The 15,473-nt window shown below is 36.6% G+C and carries 20 protein-coding genes and 1 tRNA gene; 17 read left to right on the top strand and 4 right to left on the bottom strand.

The genetic code is table 11. The features are described from left to right. The 5 genes from pstC to phoU all read left to right on the top strand — a co-directional run bounded on the left by pstC (position 1) and on the right by phoU (position 3,872). A complete protein-coding gene (gene pstC, locus ACZ430_RS04065) occupies positions 1-894 on the top strand; it encodes a phosphate ABC transporter permease subunit PstC (protein WP_464910714.1) in 894 nt (297 codons plus the stop codon). After that, entirely contained in the window at positions 895-1,818 is a 924-nt protein-coding gene (gene pstA / locus ACZ430_RS04060; RefSeq protein ID WP_297211262.1) for a phosphate ABC transporter permease PstA, read from the top strand. After that, on the top strand, positions 1,812-2,684 hold the full coding sequence (gene pstB, locus ACZ430_RS04055) for a phosphate ABC transporter ATP-binding protein PstB (protein ID WP_297211259.1): 873 nt from the start codon (positions 1,812-1,814) through the stop codon (positions 2,682-2,684). The genes pstA and pstB overlap by 7 nt, the downstream gene beginning before the upstream one ends. Positions 2,685-2,688: 4 nt before the next feature. Continuing rightward, a complete protein-coding gene (locus ACZ430_RS04050; protein WP_297211256.1) occupies positions 2,689-3,063 on the top strand; it encodes a HEAT repeat domain-containing protein in 375 nt (124 codons plus the stop codon). Positions 3,064-3,167: 104 nt separating this feature from the next. After that, the gene (gene phoU, locus ACZ430_RS04045) at positions 3,168-3,872 is read left to right on the top strand and encodes a phosphate signaling complex protein PhoU (protein WP_297211252.1); all 705 of its coding nucleotides are present in this window, start codon (positions 3,168-3,170) and stop codon (positions 3,870-3,872) included. Here phoU and ACZ430_RS04040 read toward each other — a convergent pair. Genes ACZ430_RS04040 through lgt form a run of 3 tightly spaced genes read right to left on the bottom strand, consistent with a single transcriptional unit; the run spans position 3,858 to position 5,391 of the window. Next, complete coding sequence (locus ACZ430_RS04040) at positions 3,858-4,193, bottom strand: hypothetical protein (protein WP_297211249.1); 336 nt, start codon at positions 4,191-4,193, stop codon at positions 3,858-3,860. The two genes, phoU and ACZ430_RS04040, sit on opposite strands and share 15 nt — an antisense overlap. Then, the gene (locus ACZ430_RS04035) at positions 4,190-4,621 is read right to left on the bottom strand and encodes a ClpXP protease specificity-enhancing factor SspB (protein WP_297211245.1); all 432 of its coding nucleotides are present in this window, start codon (positions 4,619-4,621) and stop codon (positions 4,190-4,192) included. Before ACZ430_RS04035 ends, ACZ430_RS04040 begins: the two co-directional genes overlap by 4 nt. After that, positions 4,618-5,391 (bottom strand): prolipoprotein diacylglyceryl transferase, encoded by a 774-nt coding sequence (gene lgt / locus ACZ430_RS04030; RefSeq protein ID WP_297211239.1) that lies wholly within the window; start codon positions 5,389-5,391, stop codon positions 4,618-4,620. The genes ACZ430_RS04035 and lgt overlap by 4 nt, the downstream gene beginning before the upstream one ends. 111 nt (positions 5,392-5,502) lie before the next feature. Here lgt and ACZ430_RS04025 point away from each other — a divergent pair, with 111 nt between their 5' ends. From ACZ430_RS04025 to ACZ430_RS03995, 7 genes are all read left to right on the top strand, one after another. After that, on the top strand, positions 5,503-6,915 hold the full coding sequence (locus ACZ430_RS04025) for an MASE3 domain-containing protein (RefSeq protein ID WP_297211236.1): 1,413 nt from the start codon (positions 5,503-5,505) through the stop codon (positions 6,913-6,915). Between the two features lie 94 nt (positions 6,916-7,009). Then, positions 7,010-8,293 (top strand): glutamate-1-semialdehyde 2,1-aminomutase, encoded by a 1,284-nt coding sequence (hemL, locus tag ACZ430_RS04020; protein ID WP_297211233.1) that lies wholly within the window; start codon positions 7,010-7,012, stop codon positions 8,291-8,293. Continuing rightward, positions 8,290-8,814, top strand: coding sequence for a TorD/DmsD family molecular chaperone (locus ACZ430_RS04015; RefSeq protein ID WP_297211230.1), 525 nt, complete (start codon positions 8,290-8,292; stop codon positions 8,812-8,814). The genes hemL and ACZ430_RS04015 overlap by 4 nt, the downstream gene beginning before the upstream one ends. Beyond that, entirely contained in the window at positions 8,811-9,065 is a 255-nt protein-coding gene (locus ACZ430_RS04010) for an AtpZ/AtpI family protein (RefSeq protein ID WP_297211227.1), read from the top strand. Before ACZ430_RS04015 ends, ACZ430_RS04010 begins: the two co-directional genes overlap by 4 nt. Then, entirely contained in the window at positions 9,034-9,435 is a 402-nt protein-coding gene (locus ACZ430_RS04005) for an ATP synthase subunit I (RefSeq protein ID WP_297211223.1), read from the top strand. Before ACZ430_RS04010 ends, ACZ430_RS04005 begins: the two co-directional genes overlap by 32 nt. A 33-nt stretch (positions 9,436-9,468) precedes the next feature. Next, positions 9,469-9,621 (top strand): hypothetical protein, encoded by a 153-nt coding sequence (locus tag ACZ430_RS04000; protein ID WP_297211220.1) that lies wholly within the window; start codon positions 9,469-9,471, stop codon positions 9,619-9,621. Continuing rightward, positions 9,615-10,937, top strand: coding sequence for a glucose-6-phosphate isomerase (locus ACZ430_RS03995; RefSeq protein ID WP_297211217.1), 1,323 nt, complete (start codon positions 9,615-9,617; stop codon positions 10,935-10,937). Before ACZ430_RS04000 ends, ACZ430_RS03995 begins: the two co-directional genes overlap by 7 nt. On the opposite strand, the gene ACZ430_RS03990 is transcribed toward ACZ430_RS03995, so the two are convergent. Next, on the bottom strand, positions 10,934-11,464 hold the full coding sequence (locus ACZ430_RS03990; protein WP_464910713.1) for a thermonuclease family protein: 531 nt from the start codon (positions 11,462-11,464) through the stop codon (positions 10,934-10,936). The genes ACZ430_RS03995 and ACZ430_RS03990 overlap by 4 nt on opposite strands. A gap of 103 nt (positions 11,465-11,567) precedes the next feature. Between ACZ430_RS03990 and ACZ430_RS03985 the strand changes: the two genes are divergently transcribed. The 5 genes from ACZ430_RS03985 to hemC all read left to right on the top strand — a co-directional run bounded on the left by ACZ430_RS03985 (position 11,568) and on the right by hemC (position 15,473). Continuing rightward, positions 11,568-11,664: transfer RNA gene (locus tag ACZ430_RS03985), tRNA-Cys, on the top strand. 63 nt (positions 11,665-11,727) lie between these two features. Then, positions 11,728-12,408: a molybdopterin-guanine dinucleotide biosynthesis protein MobB gene (locus ACZ430_RS03980; RefSeq protein ID WP_297211211.1), complete on the top strand. Its 681-nt coding sequence runs from the start codon at positions 11,728-11,730 to the stop codon at positions 12,406-12,408. Further along, positions 12,408-13,214 (top strand): cytochrome C assembly family protein, encoded by an 807-nt coding sequence (locus ACZ430_RS03975; RefSeq protein WP_297211208.1) that lies wholly within the window; start codon positions 12,408-12,410, stop codon positions 13,212-13,214. The genes ACZ430_RS03980 and ACZ430_RS03975 overlap by 1 nt, the downstream gene beginning before the upstream one ends. After that, positions 13,211-14,506, top strand: a complete 1,296-nt coding sequence (gene hemA, locus ACZ430_RS03970; RefSeq protein WP_297211205.1) for a glutamyl-tRNA reductase — start codon at positions 13,211-13,213, stop codon at positions 14,504-14,506. Before ACZ430_RS03975 ends, hemA begins: the two co-directional genes overlap by 4 nt. Then, positions 14,493-15,473, top strand: coding sequence for a hydroxymethylbilane synthase (hemC, locus tag ACZ430_RS03965; protein ID WP_297211202.1), 981 nt, complete (start codon positions 14,493-14,495; stop codon positions 15,471-15,473). Before hemA ends, hemC begins: the two co-directional genes overlap by 14 nt.

Genomic DNA, 15,473 nt, shown 5'->3' with positions numbered 1-15,473 from the left:
TTGTTTTCAAGTTTAGCCCATAAAAAATTTTTAGACAAACTGATGCTGGCGGTGTTTTTCACCGCCAGCTTCATTACTATCTTCATAACAATAGGAATAGTTTACGTGCTTTTGAGTGACTCCATTAAGTTTTTCCAAGAAGTCTCCATAAAAGAGTTCCTTACTGAAAAAGAATGGACTCCTGTTTTTGCTACAAAAAAGTTTGGTATTTGGCCTCTTGTTTCAGGAACATTTCTTATAGCCGGCATTGCAGTAGCAGTATCAATCCCTCTTGGCTTGCTCATAGCCATATACCTTAGTGAGTATGCCTCAGTGAAAGTAAAAGAAGTGGCTAAGCCTATAATTGAGTTTTTAGAGGCCATTCCAACAGTTGTCTATGGTTATTTTACTCTGTTATTTGTTACACCGATTTTACAGAAGATAATACCTGACCTTGAAGCTTTTAATTCCCTTGCACCCGGCATTGTTCTGGGATTCATGATACTTCCATATACAGCCTCTATGGCAGAAGATGCCATGAAAGGCGTGCCTCAGCGAATTAGAGAGGCTTCTTATGCTCTTGGAGCAACTAAACTAAGAACAGCTATAACGATTGTTATTCCAGCAGCTGTATCTGGCATCGTGGCGGGTTTTATTCTCGGTGCATCTCGTGCCATTGGTGAGACAATGGTTGTAGCAATTGCAGCAGGAATGTATCCTAACTTAACCTTAGACCCCCGAGAGCCTATTCAGACAATGACAGGATACATAGTGCAGGTGGCTCTTGGAGACTTGCCCTATGGTTCAATTGAATACCTATCAATTTTTGCAGTAGGGCTTGCTTTATTTATCATAGCATTTATTTTCAACTCCCTTGCTCTGTGGTTAAGAACAAAGATAAGAGAGGCCTACTAAATGTCAAACAGAAAGATTAATTCAAAATGGGATATTTTATTTCCACTGATTGGTTTTCTTGCTTTTTTAATGGTTGTGTCTTTCATGATAACCCTTATCGTAGATATTTTTATTGATGGTTTTGAGAAAATAAAAGACCCTTCCTTTTATAATTCTTATCCGTCAAGATTCCCAGATAAGGCTGGTATTCTTTCGGGATGGGTAGGAACACTGCTGGTAATGGCAGGTGCTATATTTTGGTCTTTGCTTATCGGAATTCCGGCTGGTATATATCTTGAAGAGTATGCTACTAAAAGAGGACTAATTGGAAAAATTGAGACAATTATAGAGCTTAACATAAATAATCTTGCTGCAGTTCCAGCGATAATTTATGGTCTTTTAGCGCTTGGAATATTTGTCTACAGGTTTAAACTCGGCGAAAGTATACTCACCGCAGGTCTTACATTGAGTATTTTAATGCTGCCTGTAATAGTTGTAAACACGAGAGAGGCAATAAGAAGAATTCCCCGGGATATAAGAGAAGGTGCGTACGCTGTTGGTGCTACAAAGTGGGATACTGTTAGAGACCACATACTGCCTTACTCTCTTGGAGGAATTCTCACAGGTTTAATAATCGCAGCTTCCCGAGCTATAGGTGAGACAGCACCTTTAGTTACAATAGGAGCTTTGACTTTTATAGCTTTTCTACCTCCATCTCCTTTTATTTCGGAGTTTCCATATATTTCGCCAGAAAAAATATGGGAAGCTTTAATGTCCCCCTTTACTGTTCTGCCAATACAGATTTTTAACTGGGTATCTCGGCCTCAGGCAGCCTTTCAGATAAATGCGGCAGCAGCGGGATTTGTGCTGCTCATACTGACTGTTTTGATGAATGCTCTTGCCTATTACTTTAGACAGAAAGTAAGGAGGAAATACATATGGTAACAACAAATGCAATTATAGATGGCATCAAATCCTTATTTCTTGGAGCTTCTGATAAAGCTATTGAGAAGTCTAAAGAAGCAGAAAAGAGAAGTCATAAAATTGAAGGTGAGATAAAGCTTGAAGTTAAAGATTTAAATTTTTATTATGGCGATTTTAAGGCATTAAAAAACATAAATATAAACATCCCAACCAAGAAAATAACAGCTCTCATAGGACCAAGTGGATGCGGTAAAACAACATTGCTCAGGTGTTTTAACAGAATGCATGACCTCTATCCTGGTTCAAGGTATGAGGGAAGTATAATTTTTAATCCCGATAGAATTAACATAGCCAGCCCAAACATAGATTTGCTTGACTTAAGAAGAAGAATAGGAATGGTTTTTCAGCGACCAAACCCTTTCCCTAAGTCTATATTTGAAAATGTAGCCTATGGCTTAAGGGTAAATGGAGTAAGAGATAAAAAATTAATCAAGGAAAGGGTTGAATGGGCACTTAACTCAGCTGCTTTATGGGATGAAGTGAAAGACAGACTTGATGCTAATGCTTACTCCCTTTCGGGAGGTCAACAGCAGAGACTTTGCATTGCAAGAGCCATTGCAATCGAACCAGACATTGTCCTTTTTGACGAGCCCACAAGTGCTTTAGACCCTATATCTACCTCAAAGATTGAAGAGCTTATCATGACCCTCAAAGAGAAATTAACAATAATAATCGTTACTCACAACATGCAGCAGGCAGCAAGAGTATCTGACTACACAGGGTTTATGTATTTAGGAGAACTTATAGAATTTGATAAAACTCAAAAAATATTCACAATTCCCTCTCAGAAACTCACAGAAGATTATATAACCGGTAGATTTGGCTAAAAGGATGATTCATTTTTTCTGTCCATCCTGTTGGAGGGGAATTCCTGACTTTGTAATTATCTGCCCTTACTGTCAGTATGATTTAAAATCATACCAGTCCCTAAGTTACGAAGAGAAGTTGATATCTGCTTTAAAGCATCCCATAAAGGAGATAAGAAGAACGATAATATACATAATAGGATTGAAAAGGTTAGAAAAGGCAGTAAGTGAACTTGAGAGAATGATTGATGAGGAAGAAGACCCGATAATTCTTATGGAAATAGCAAATGCCCTTAGCAAAATAAGAAGCAGAAAGGCAAAAGAGGTGTTAGATAAGATGAAATCACATAAATTTCCACTTATATCACGTTATGTTGAGCAAAACATCAATCACCGTTAAATTAAAGATTTTTATGACAAAACAATAATTTTTAATAAATCAGAGGTTGTTAATAGAAATCCTCAGACTGTATAATAACCTAAAGAGCAATTAGGAGGCTAAAAATGGGTATTTTGGATGACGAATTAAGAAAACTTAAAGAGAGAATTTTAATATTAGGCTGTCTTGTAGAGGAAAATATAAGAAAGGCCGTAAAGTCCCTAATAGATAGAGACAATGAACTGGCTAAACAGGTAGTTTCGAGAGATAACCTAATAAACGGACTTGAAGTTGATATAAATGAAGAGTGTATAAGACTTATAGCTCTGAGGCAACCAATGGCAAAGGATTTAAGGTTTATTACCACAGCGATGAAAATCAGCACAGACCTTGAGAGAATGGGAGATTTTGCTGTTAACATTGCAGAGAGGGCAATAGAGTTAAATCAAGAGCCTTTTCTTAAACCCTTTGTTAACATACCTAAAATGGCTGAAATAACTGAAAGTATGGTCGAAGATACGATTAATGCTTTTGTAAAAGAAGATGTAGACTTATGTTACGATGTTATAAAGAGAGATGACCAGGTAGACGAACTCCTTCAGAACAATCACAATGAGCTTTTCGGATTGATGGTAAAAAATCCTGATATAATCCCCCTGGCACTTAAGAGAATGTTCATCGCCAAGTATCTTGAGAGAATAGCAGACCATGCTACTAATATTGCCGAGATGGTTATTTACATGGTTGAAGGAAAAATGCTCAGAGGAACTTTCGTAACAGAGGAGATACAAAAACTCTGCTTAGAAGACTTCATTTCAAGGCAAAAGTAGCGTTAATTCGTATGTTCCTACACTAATTTTTTCAGCAAGTCCTTCTTTCCAGAGAAGCTCTGTTATTTTGAGTTTTTGCTCTTTTGGAACAATTATGGTTAATTTCTCACCTTTTTTGACAGCTTCTTTCCAAAGGTTTATTCTGTTTTCTGTTAGTTCCGCCTCTGTAATAATGTCGATATATCCAACGGTCATTCCATAACTTGTAATTTTTAACTCCGGAGGAGGTTCTTTTACCAATTCTATGTCCTGTTTAACTTTACCAAGTTTTTGTTTTAGCTGAGCTATTATGAGTTCTTTTAATTGATTTTGCTTGGTCATTTTTTCTTCCTCTTTGTAATATCTATTATCTTGCCTTTATCAGTATCGTCTTTTAAAGATTTATTAGATTCTTCAACTATTGATTTGTCAATTTTTTTCAACACTGGCAGAACAAGTTGAATTCTTAAGTCTGGTGAGAATACAGCAGCAATAAGCTCTATGGGTATATAACATTTTTCAGGCGTATTACCAAATACTAAAGTAGCAGTTATTGCCTGTTCGTCCCAGTTAAATTTCATTTTTTTATTGAATACAAGGACAAGCCCTCTTTCTTTTTCTTCTGGTAAAAAACCTCTTTTGCCGATTATAACGCTTTCATCATAATCGACGACAATAAAAACTCTTCCGGCCATGTCAAGTATTTCAAAGAATGTATGTTCTCTTAGTTTATTTAGTCTATTCATTAATTCATCGGTAATTTCAATCACTCTCTGCTCCTAAAAAAGAGTAATACAAATCCTGAAATTATCATAATACTACACAGGATTTGCCCCATTGTGAGAAATCCTAAAATGTAACCTATTTGTGCATCGGGTTCACGGAAAAATTCAGCAATGAATCTGAAAAATCCATAGAGAATTAAAAAAATAGCGGATAATATGCCTGATTTACTGAATTTATCTTTTAAAAACCAAAGTATCACGAACAGCAGAAACCCTTCAAGAAAAGCTTCATAAAGCTGACTGGGATGTCTTGGAAGAGGCCCTCCTTCAGGAAAAATCATAGCCCAGGGAACGTTTGAAATTCTTCCATAGAGTTCGCCGTTTATAAAGTTGCCAATCCTTCCGAGCCCAAGTCCAATCGGAGCTGTAAGAACAAGCATATCTGTAAGTGTGAAAAAATCAAATTTTTTCATTTTTGTGAACAAAAGTGCAGCAATTATTACACCTATGAGACCACCGTGAAAGGACATACCGCCATGCCATAGGGCAAAAATTTCGAGAGGATGAGATAGATAGTAGTTAAGATTGTAAAAGACAACATAGCCAAGTCTTGCTCCAACAAGAAGACCTAAAATGAGATAGAAATATAGATTTTCGATGAAATCTTTTTCTACACTTAATTTTCGTCGATTTATTTCTCTTTTTACTATGAGATAAGAACAGATAAATCCAAGCAGATACATGAGGCCATACCATCGTATTGAAAGTGGTCCTATTTTCAGTATTTCAGGGTTAATATTAGGATAAGGTATCATCTTTTAAACTCCAAAAAAGACAATTTTTGTAGCCAGAGACATTGGGATTTGGTTTTTCCTTTTCGGTCATACTTTATTTTATCATAACAGGCTTTGTGATATAATTTGTAAATGATAATTAATTTTTTGAGAAAATACGAAGATTTTATCTTTTTCTTTCTTGCCTTAGTCATTATATCTCTTACTGTCACCTACAGTTATCTGCTTTTTCATACCCTTGTAGAACTCTACAGCATAATAATTGGTGGAACAGTATTCATCATAACTTTTGCTTTAAGAGATAAGATTGAACTTGGCTATGTGCGACTCTTAGGAGTTGCCTATTTATTTTTGATAATAATCGACCTTGTTCACACCCTTTCATACAAGGGCATGAATATATTCGTGGGATTTGATGCCGATTTACCAACTCAACTCTGGATTGCTGCGAGATATTTAGAAAGTCTGAGTTTTCTCTTTGCCGTTCTTTTTATTAAAAGACAATTTAGTTTCTATCTGGTCATGTTGATATACTCGGTAATAACAGTAATTGTCTTTATATCACTCTTCTTACTTAAAAATTTTCCCGATTGTTACATTGAAGGACATGGACTTACAAGTTTCAAAATATACAGTGAATATCTGATATGTTTAATTTTAGCTGTGGCTCTTATACTTCTTAGGAAAAATAAAAACTTTTTCCCTTCAGCTACCTTTCAATACCTCCAGTTAGCTATTATTACGACAATCCTGGCAGAACTCTCTTTCACTCAGTATGTAAGTGTTTATGGAAGTTTTAATTTTATCGGCCATATCTTAAAAGCAATCTCATATTTCTTTATTTATAAGGCTTTAATAAAAACAGCTCTAACTGACCCCTTCAATTTGCTTTGGAGAAAGCTTAAAGAGAGCGAAGAACAGCTCAAAGATGCCTATATCAAATTAAACACCTATTTAGAAGTTCTCAATTTAGTTTTCGTTGTTATAGACAGAAATCAGAGGATTAAGAGAATAAATCAAAGGGGAGCTGAAATACTTGGTTACTCAAAGGACGAGTTAATTGGAAAAAATTGGTTTGATTTGATGATTCCTGAAAAAGAGAGACAAAAGGTTAAAATAGTTTTTGAAAGTATAATATCTGGTGAAAGAGAGATGGTTGAATATTTTGAAAATAAGATTTTGACAAAAGATGGCAGAGAGAGGCTATTTGCTTGGCATAATACAGTATTAAGAGGTATAGATGGAAAAATACTGGCAACTGTAAGTGCAGGAGAAGACATAACAGACAAGAAGGTATACGATGAGAATCGGGAAAAGCTGATTAAGGAACTCCAGAAAGCCCTTGAAAACATTAAAACTCTGAAGGGTTTAATACCTATTTGTGCATGGTGTAAAAAAATTAGAACCGACGAAGGCTACTGGATGAAGCTTGAGACTTATTTAAAAGAGCATACAGAGGCGGACTTTACTCACGGCATGTGTCCTGAATGTTATGAGAAGATGAAAGACAGTATAGAAAAGGAACATAAAGAACAGGATATGTAGGTTTTAACGGCATATTTATGTCGGCATATATTGAATTGAAATTATTAAAAGTTTCAGGTTTTTCGTAAAATAAAAATAATTTGCTGGAGGGAGTATGAAAACAAAAAAATCGCAAAAACTCTATAAAAAAGCAATGACCTTACTGCCTGGTGGTGTAAACAGCCCCGTAAGAGCTTTTAAGGCAGTAGGTGGCAATCCTCTATTCATCTCTAAAGCAAAGGGTTCAAAGATTTACGATGTAGATGGAAATGAATACATAGACTATGTTCTCTCCTGGGGACCTTTAATACTTGGTCATGCCCATTCTTCCGTGGTTAAAGCGCTCAAGAAAGCTGCTGAAAGGGGGACAAGCTATGGTGCTCCGACAAAGCTTGAAATAGAGCTGGCAGAGCTTGTGAAAAATGCTTTTCCTTCAATAGAAAAGCTCCGTATGGTTAACTCAGGCACAGAGGCTACAATGTCTGCCATAAGACTTGCAAGAGGTTTTACAGGACGCTCAAAGGTGGTAAAGTTTGAGGGTTGCTATCACGGACACGTAGATGGGTTGTTGGTTTCAGCTGGCTCTGGAGGAGCTACTTTTGGCATTCCCGATAGTCTCGGTGTGCCTTCTTCCTATGCATCTGAGACAATCGTGCTTCCCTTCAATGATGTAGAGGCTTTGAGAAATGCTCTCAAGGATAACTGGAAAGATATAGCCTGTGTGATACTTGAACCAGTTGTTGGTAATATGGGATGTATTCTTCCCCACAAGGAATTTTTAGCTGCTTTAAGAGAGGAAACGGAAAAATATGGAGTAGTTCTGATTTTTGATGAGGTGATGACAGGATTTAGAGTTTCCTTTGGTGGAGCTCAGGAATACTACGGTATAAAGCCAGACCTTACCTGTCTCGGCAAGGTAATCGGTGGCGGCCTTCCAGTGGGAGCATACGGTGGTAAGAAAGAGATAATGCAGATGGTTGCACCTGAGGGAGGAGTTTATCAGGCTGGAACTCTGGCGGGAAATCCTTTAGCAATGACTGCTGGAATAGAAACATTAAAGGTTCTTAAAAAATCATCTACTTATAAAAAGCTTGAAGATAAAATGATTCACCTTGAAGAGGGACTTAAGGATGCAGCCAAGAAGGCAGGAGCAAAAGTTAGATTTTACAGGGCAGGGACAATGTTTTGCAGTTATTTCACAGAGACAGAGGTGATTGATGCAAAAACGGCAAAGACTTCAGATTTGGAAAAGTTTAAGAGATTTTTTTGGGGTATGCTAAATCGAGGAATTTATATTGCTCCTTCCCAGTTTGAAGCCGGTTTTATCTCTCTTAGTCACAGTGAGAAGGATATTGAAAAAACAGTAAAATCTGCATATAAAACATTTAAGGAGCTATGAGCTTTTTAGACCCTTTGCAGCAAGAAGAAAGAGCAGAAACTTACAGGCTTTTCGGATATTTGTTAATGGATATTCCAGAGCCAGAGCTTATAAGAGAATTTGAGATATATGCCGATATTCCTATTGATGAAAGCTATGAAGAGATATGCGAGGATTTTATAAGAATTTTTAGTGAGGGAGACCTGCCAAACTTTGAAGGTTACTATCGGGAAATGCTTTACAGAGACATACCTATTGATTTGAGTCTCGATGATGTTCAACACTTTTACTGGACAGCGGGAGTAGCAATAGATGAAGAATTTGACCTTCCGGCAGACCACGTATCAATGGAGCTTCTTTTTATGAGTTATCTAATTGAACAAAATCTTGTAGATTTACAAATCGAATTTTTAAAAAGGCTTTGTCGTTGGATTCCCCTTTTTTGCGATGCTCTTTATAAGAAAGCAAAGACAGATTTTTACAAAGAAGTTGCAACTTCTCTCAAAGAGTTTGTATTATCAGAGTGTGAAGGTAGAGGGTGAGCGAGGAGAGAGCTAAAAAATCAATTTTTAAGGTTATTCTTGAAGCTTCAGCACTGGGCATAAACTTTGTTCTTTGCGTGATAATAGGCGTTGTGTTAGGATATCTTATCGATAAATTTTTAAGCACTTTTCCAGTTTTTTCATTAATTTTTTTATTGGCAGGCTTTGTAGCAGGCATTCGAGAAATTCAGAGATTTGTAAGGAAGGTGAACAGAGAAGATGGACAGGGAAGTAATCAAGAGACTGAATAGGCAGACGCTTATTTTGGTGCCAGTGCTCTCACTGGCAAGTTATCTTGTATGGGAGAATGAAATAGTTGCGCTAAATGTAATTCTTGGAGGATTTATTAGCTGGCTTAGCTTGAGAGAACTTGCATGGGCTGTAAAGAAATTCTTTGGTAAACCAATGTTTCAGCTTACTGTTATCGGTCTTAGCTACTTAAAGCTTGGTGCCATATTTCTCTTTTTGTGGTTTATCGCCATAAAAGGATGGTTTAACATCAAGGGTTTGCTGATAGGTTTTATAGCTATCCTAATTATTTCGACAAAGGAAGCTTATATCTACATAAAAAGGCAGAAAACAGAAGCGCTCTCTACAGAAAATCAGAATGAAGAAAAATAGAGTTAATCCCCATAATTATAGAAGGAGAAGTTTTTGAGCTGGCAGATATATCTTCTCTTAGGACTTGCTCTTTTGGTTATAATGGCCTTTAAGATTACAAAAGTTTTGGCCATAATAATTATACTTTCTGTTTTGATTGTTATTGTAGTAGCCTACTTCTCAAAGAAAGGAGGCAAAAAGTGTTGAGGCTTGACTTTTCTAATGTTTTACAGGAGGAGATAGGAGAAAGGGGGCTTAAGATTTCAGAAATTGAAGAATGCACAAAACGTGCTGTTTTGCTGCTTTCTGAAAAAAAATATGATGAACTCGATTTCATAAATCTTCCATATCAACAGATTGAAAAGGTTAAGCAGATAGGTGAAAGGGTCAAAGAATATGAATACTTTTTAGTGCTGGGGATTGGTGGAAGTGCTCTTGGTCCGAGAGTAATTATGGAGTCTCTCAGTCCCTTCCATAATCTTAAAAAGACACCGAAGGTTTTTATATATGATAATGTAGACCCGCTTACATTAAAGCAGATTGTTGAAATAGTAGATTTAAAAAAGACGTTGATAAATGTAATCTCTAAGTCTGGCAGCACCTCTGAAACTCTTGCTTCATTTTTAATACTTTGGAGAATGGTAAGAGACAGAAAGCTTAGAGTAAATGAGCATTTCGTATTTACCACAGACCCAGAGAAAGGAAACCTCAGAAGACTTGCCAGTGAATACGAAATTCCAGCTCTCGAAATTCCGAGAAATGTGGTGGGAAGATATTCGGTGCTGTCGCCAGTTGGACTTCTTCTTGCTGAAGCTATTGGGGTAGACAGCTCATATCTCCTTGAAGGAGCGAGAGAGATTTCTGAGAAGGCTTTCAGTAAAAACATAGGAGAAAATCCTATGGCATGTCTTGCTTCAAGTCTTTATATGATGGATATTTTAAGGGAGAGAAAAATTGTAGTTTTCCTTCCTTATTCTGATAGATTAAAAACCTTATCAGAATGGTTTTGCCAGCTGTGGGCTGAAAGTCTTGGTAAAGATGGAAGAGGCACAACTCCTTATCCATCTGTTGGAACAACAGACCAGCACTCACAGCTTCAGCTATGGATGGAAGGGCCTGAAGACAAGGTTGTCTTATTCCTTTCCGTTGACAGGCATGGTTGTCAGGAAGAGATACCAGAGGAGTTCCATGACATAGAAGGTTTAAGGTTTTTAGGTGGACATACCCTTGAGGAGTTAATAAACACAGAGCAACTTGCCACTGAGATGGCTTTATGGATGAATAAAAAACCGAATCTGAAGATTATTCTACCGCAGATTGACGCATCAACAATCGGACAGGTTTTTCAGTTTTTACAGGTAACAACCGCCATGGCAGGGATGCTTTACGGTGTCAATCCTTTCAATCAACCAGGCGTTGAACTCGGTAAGAGATTAACCTACGGAGCAATGGGTAAAAGAGGATTTGAGACTGAAGGAGAAGAAGTGAAAAATTACTTAAAAAGAAATCGATTTATAATTTAACTTCTCGGATTTGCTTTTCTCCAGTCTGAAGGTTTCTCTTTAAGACCATTTTCACCCCATATCCCTCTTTTTTCTTCACGGGCAACTCTTTGGGCTTCTACGAATTTCTCTGCGTATTTTACATTGGGCGGAATAGTGTAAACCATTGCATAGCCGTCTCTTATCATCATGTAATTAATCATGTTTCCATTTTTATCCCACAAATATGCCAGTATTCTGCCATATTTGTCTCTTTGCTGAACATCTAATTCAATCTTTACAAGCCAACTACTTTCTCTTATCAATTTTTTGAGATGATTTTTGGCTTTTCTTCCCCAAGGTTCCTGTGCAAGTTCAGGAGCATCGATACCAATCAGTCTTATCCTTTCTGTTTTAACCAGAATTCCAAAAAAAGAATCTTTCACAATTGTCAGAGTATCTCCGTCGTGTATTTCCGTAACCTTATAATACTCGCTTTCCTTTTTAGCACATGCAGGATAGGCAAAAATTATAAAAAGCAAAAGCACATAGATAAGTTTTTTGTTCATTATCCACAAAAATCTCATTTATAAATTATATCATGATTTTAACTGATAAAGTATAGATAAAACCGATTTGAATAATAGTAAAATTTTATAATAAAATTTACTCGAGGGATGTGGAAGTGGTCTTCCTCCTGGTCTGCAAAACCAGCGATGGAGGTTTTTAAAAGCTCTCCTGTGGGTTCAATTCCCACCATCCCTCTCCATTAATTTGACTGTGCCAATGGCTCTGCCATATAATCTATCTAACTAAAGAGAGTTATGTATATATGCGATATCCTTTAACAATTGGAGTAGGCGCTGAAAAGAGCGGAGCAGGAAAAACAACTTTTGTTGAAAAGTTAATTAAACATTTAAAGAATAAAAATTACAATATTCAGATAATTGCCATAAAATACTCTAAAAATACTCTTTATTCCTCCATTGTTCAGGAACAACATTATGCATTAAAAGAGAATAAAGATACGACGAGAATGAAGAAAGCAGGTGCAGACATTGTTTATTTTGTGAAGGCCATAGAAGAAGACCTGCCAGAAGTGGCGAAGAGCTTACAAAATGAGATTACTAAACACAGCCAAGATGATAAGGAAGGCAGCATTGCTGTAATTGAAGGTAATTCTCTGGTAAGAGTAATGAAGCCAGATGTTATAATATTTCTTAAGGGTTTAGCTTCCGAATGCATGAAGCCCTCGGCAGAGGCTATTTTAGAAATAGCTGATTTAGTTATAGAAGGCGAATATTTAATGGAGGAAGTCATGACAGAGATTGAGAAAGTTCAGATTAGAAAGCTTATCGAAGAAAATCTTAGAGAAAAAAGTAAAGATGGAAAAATTACTTGCTCTGAAGCAAGAAAGATTGCAGAACAGCTGAGTGTTCCCTATATCGAGGTTGGAAGATTAGCTAATGAACTGAAAATAAAGATTAGAAAGTGTGAACTTGGCTGCTTCTAATGGGAACTTTATTTTTTGAACTCGCCCTTACTCTCTACTTTGCAGGATTTATTCTTGGCATTGTAGGCATAATTAGGAAAAAAAATGAGCTCGACGAAGCGGTCTTCTTACTTGGCTTAGGTGGTTTCGGTCTGCATACGGTATACCTCTTTGTGAGATACATTAACTCTGGTCAGGCACCGGTTTTTTCAATGCATGAGGCAAGTTCTTTTTTTGCATGGAGTGTTATGTTTACCTCGCTCGTAATAAGATTTTATCACAAGACAAAAATTTTAAACTTTTCCCTGATTCTTGTCTTTGCTCTCATGTTTATAAGTGCTTTTTTCTCAAGAATCATTCCATCCTTAAAGCCAGAACAGAAGAGTTTTTGGATTGATATTCATGCTCTCACAGCGGTTTTTGGAATATCTCTTTTCAGCCTTGCCTTTGTTTTAAGTATTCTCTATCTTCTTCAGGAAAAAGCTATCAAAAACAAAAAACTACGAGCTTTTTTAAATATGATACCAAGCTTAGAAGTTTTAGATAAGATAAACTATCAGCTAATATTTTGGGGATTTCCGATTTATAGTCTTGCTCTAATTGTAGGATTGATTAAGTATTATTCTATGCACGGTTTTCTTTTTGACCCAAAGGAAGTGATGACTCTAATGACTTGGGTTGTATATCTCGTAATTTTTTATCTAAGAGTTAAAGAGGATTGGAGAAAGAAACGGGCTGCTTATCTTACTATTTTCGGTTTTCTTCTTGTAATAATTGGCTTCTTCGGAATAAATCTTCTTACAGAGAGTTTTCATAGATTAATATGAGCTTGATTGTTATTGGCCTTAATCATACGACAGCTCCTGTTGAGATACGAGAAAAGTTGGCTTTTAACTCAAAGGATGCAGTTAGAAAAGCTTTGAAAGAGTTAATTACAGAGGAAAGGATAAAAGAGGCTGTAATTATTTCAACCTGTAATAGAGTTGAAATATATGCATATGTTTCTGCCTTTTGTAACAATGAAGGAGGGCAAAGAAAATCATCTGAAGAAATAATAATAGACTTTCTTGCCAATTTTCACAAAGTTGAAAAAGGGGATTTTGAGAAATTTCTCTATATTTACCAAGACAGAGAAGCGGTAGAACATCTATTTAAAGTTGCCTCAAGTCTTGATTCAATGATTGTAGGTGAGCCGCAGATAACAGGTCAAGTTAAAGAGGCCTATGATTTAGCTCTTGCTGAGAGAACAACCTCTTTAATATTAAATCATCTTATGAACAAAGCTCTTTTTACAGCAAAAAGAGTTAGAAATGAAACTCGAATAGGTGAAAATCCTGTCTCTGTAAGCTATGCAGCAGTTGGATTGATTAAAAAAGTTTTTGATGAGCTCTCAAAAAAATCAATTCTGTTAATAGGGGCAGGTGAGATGGCAGAACTGGCTTTGAGACATCTAATTGGAGGCGGCGTAGGAAATGTTTACATAACGAATAGAACCTTTGAAAGAGCTGAGGAACTTGCTAAGGAATTTGAAGGAGTGGCAGTTCCCTTTGAAAAACTAAATGAACATCTTGTCAAAGCAGACATTGTAATCTGTTCAACAGGTGCTCCTCATTATGTAATAACAGCAAAGATGCTAAGAGAGATAATGGCCTTAAGAAAGTATAAACCTCTATTTCTCATTGATATAGCTGTTCCAAGAAATATTGACCCTGCCTGTAATGACCTTGACAATGTCTATTTATACAACATAGATGACCTTCAGGATGTCGTTGACTCTAACATACTTGAGAGAAAAAAGGAGGCCAGTAAAGCTCTAAGAATTATTCAGGAGGAAACGGAGAAATTCTTTCAATGGATTAATTCCCTGGAAAGCGTGCCTCTGATAGTTTCTATTAGGAGCAAAGCAGAACAGATAAGGCAAGAGGAAATGGAGAAATTTAAGTCAAGATTTAAAGACTTATCTCCAGAGGTTCTCTCGTCTATCGAATACCTTACACAGAGCATTACTAATAAAATAATGCACCATCCTACAGTTGCTCTTAAGAACAACTGTGAAGACAAAGAGATGCTTATTTATTCAGCAAGGAGGCTATTTGGAATTGACGATGAAGAGGAATAAGATAGTTATTGGTAGCCGAGGCAGTAAACTGGCACTCTGGCAGGCAAACTGGGTGAAGGAAAGGCTTAAAACCATTTATCCCGAGCTCATTATTGAAATAGAAAAAATTAAAACAACCGGTGATAAAATTCTTGATGCACCTCTGGCAAAAATTGGTGGTAAAGGTTTGTTTGTAAAGGAGATAGAGGAAGCTTTGCTGTCAGGAAAAGTTGACCTTGCTGTTCACAGTATGAAGGATGTGCCTACAGAAATTCCTGAAGGACTTCATATTTCAGCAATATGCGAGAGAGAAGACCCTAAGGATGCTCTTATAAGCAAAGAAGGTAAAAGTTTTAGAGAATTACCCTTAGGAGCAGTTGTTGGAACAAGCAGTCTTAGAAGAACAATTCAGATAAAGGCTTTACGAAAGGATTTATTGATAAAGCCCTTAAGAGGTAATGTTGATACAAGGATTAGAAAGCTTAGAGAGGGAGAGTTCGATGCTATTGTCCTTGCTTTAGCAGGACTTAAGAGAATGGGGCTTAATGATAGTGTTACCGAAGTTTTTTCAGAAGAAGTTATGATTCCTGCCATAGGTCAGGGTGCAATAGGCATTGAGACAAGGGTGGATGATGATTATTTGAATAAACTTATAAAGCCTTTACATCACTTTGAAACAGCCCTCTGTGTATCAGCAGAGAGAGCTTTTCTATCCAAAATGGGAGGAGGATGTCAGGTGCCTCTTGCCTGTCATGCAAGCATGGAGAGATACTCTTCCTCAAATTTTGTTTTTAAAATAGCTGCACTAATAGGAGACCCAGAAAGTGTAGATTTGCTGATAAAGTCAGAAAGAGAGGAGTTTTTTGATTATCCTGTTGAAAATTGGATATTTCAGCAGGTTGAGGAGATGGGATTACAACTTGCAGAAGAACTGTTAAAAAAAGGCGGGAAAGATATTCTCAAAAAAATTTATCAATCCCACCATTAG

The organism is Thermodesulfovibrio sp. TK500a (assembly GCF_055381765.1).
The sequence above is the reverse complement of the archived record's forward strand: the minus strand, read 5'-3'. Positions and strand labels throughout refer to the sequence as shown.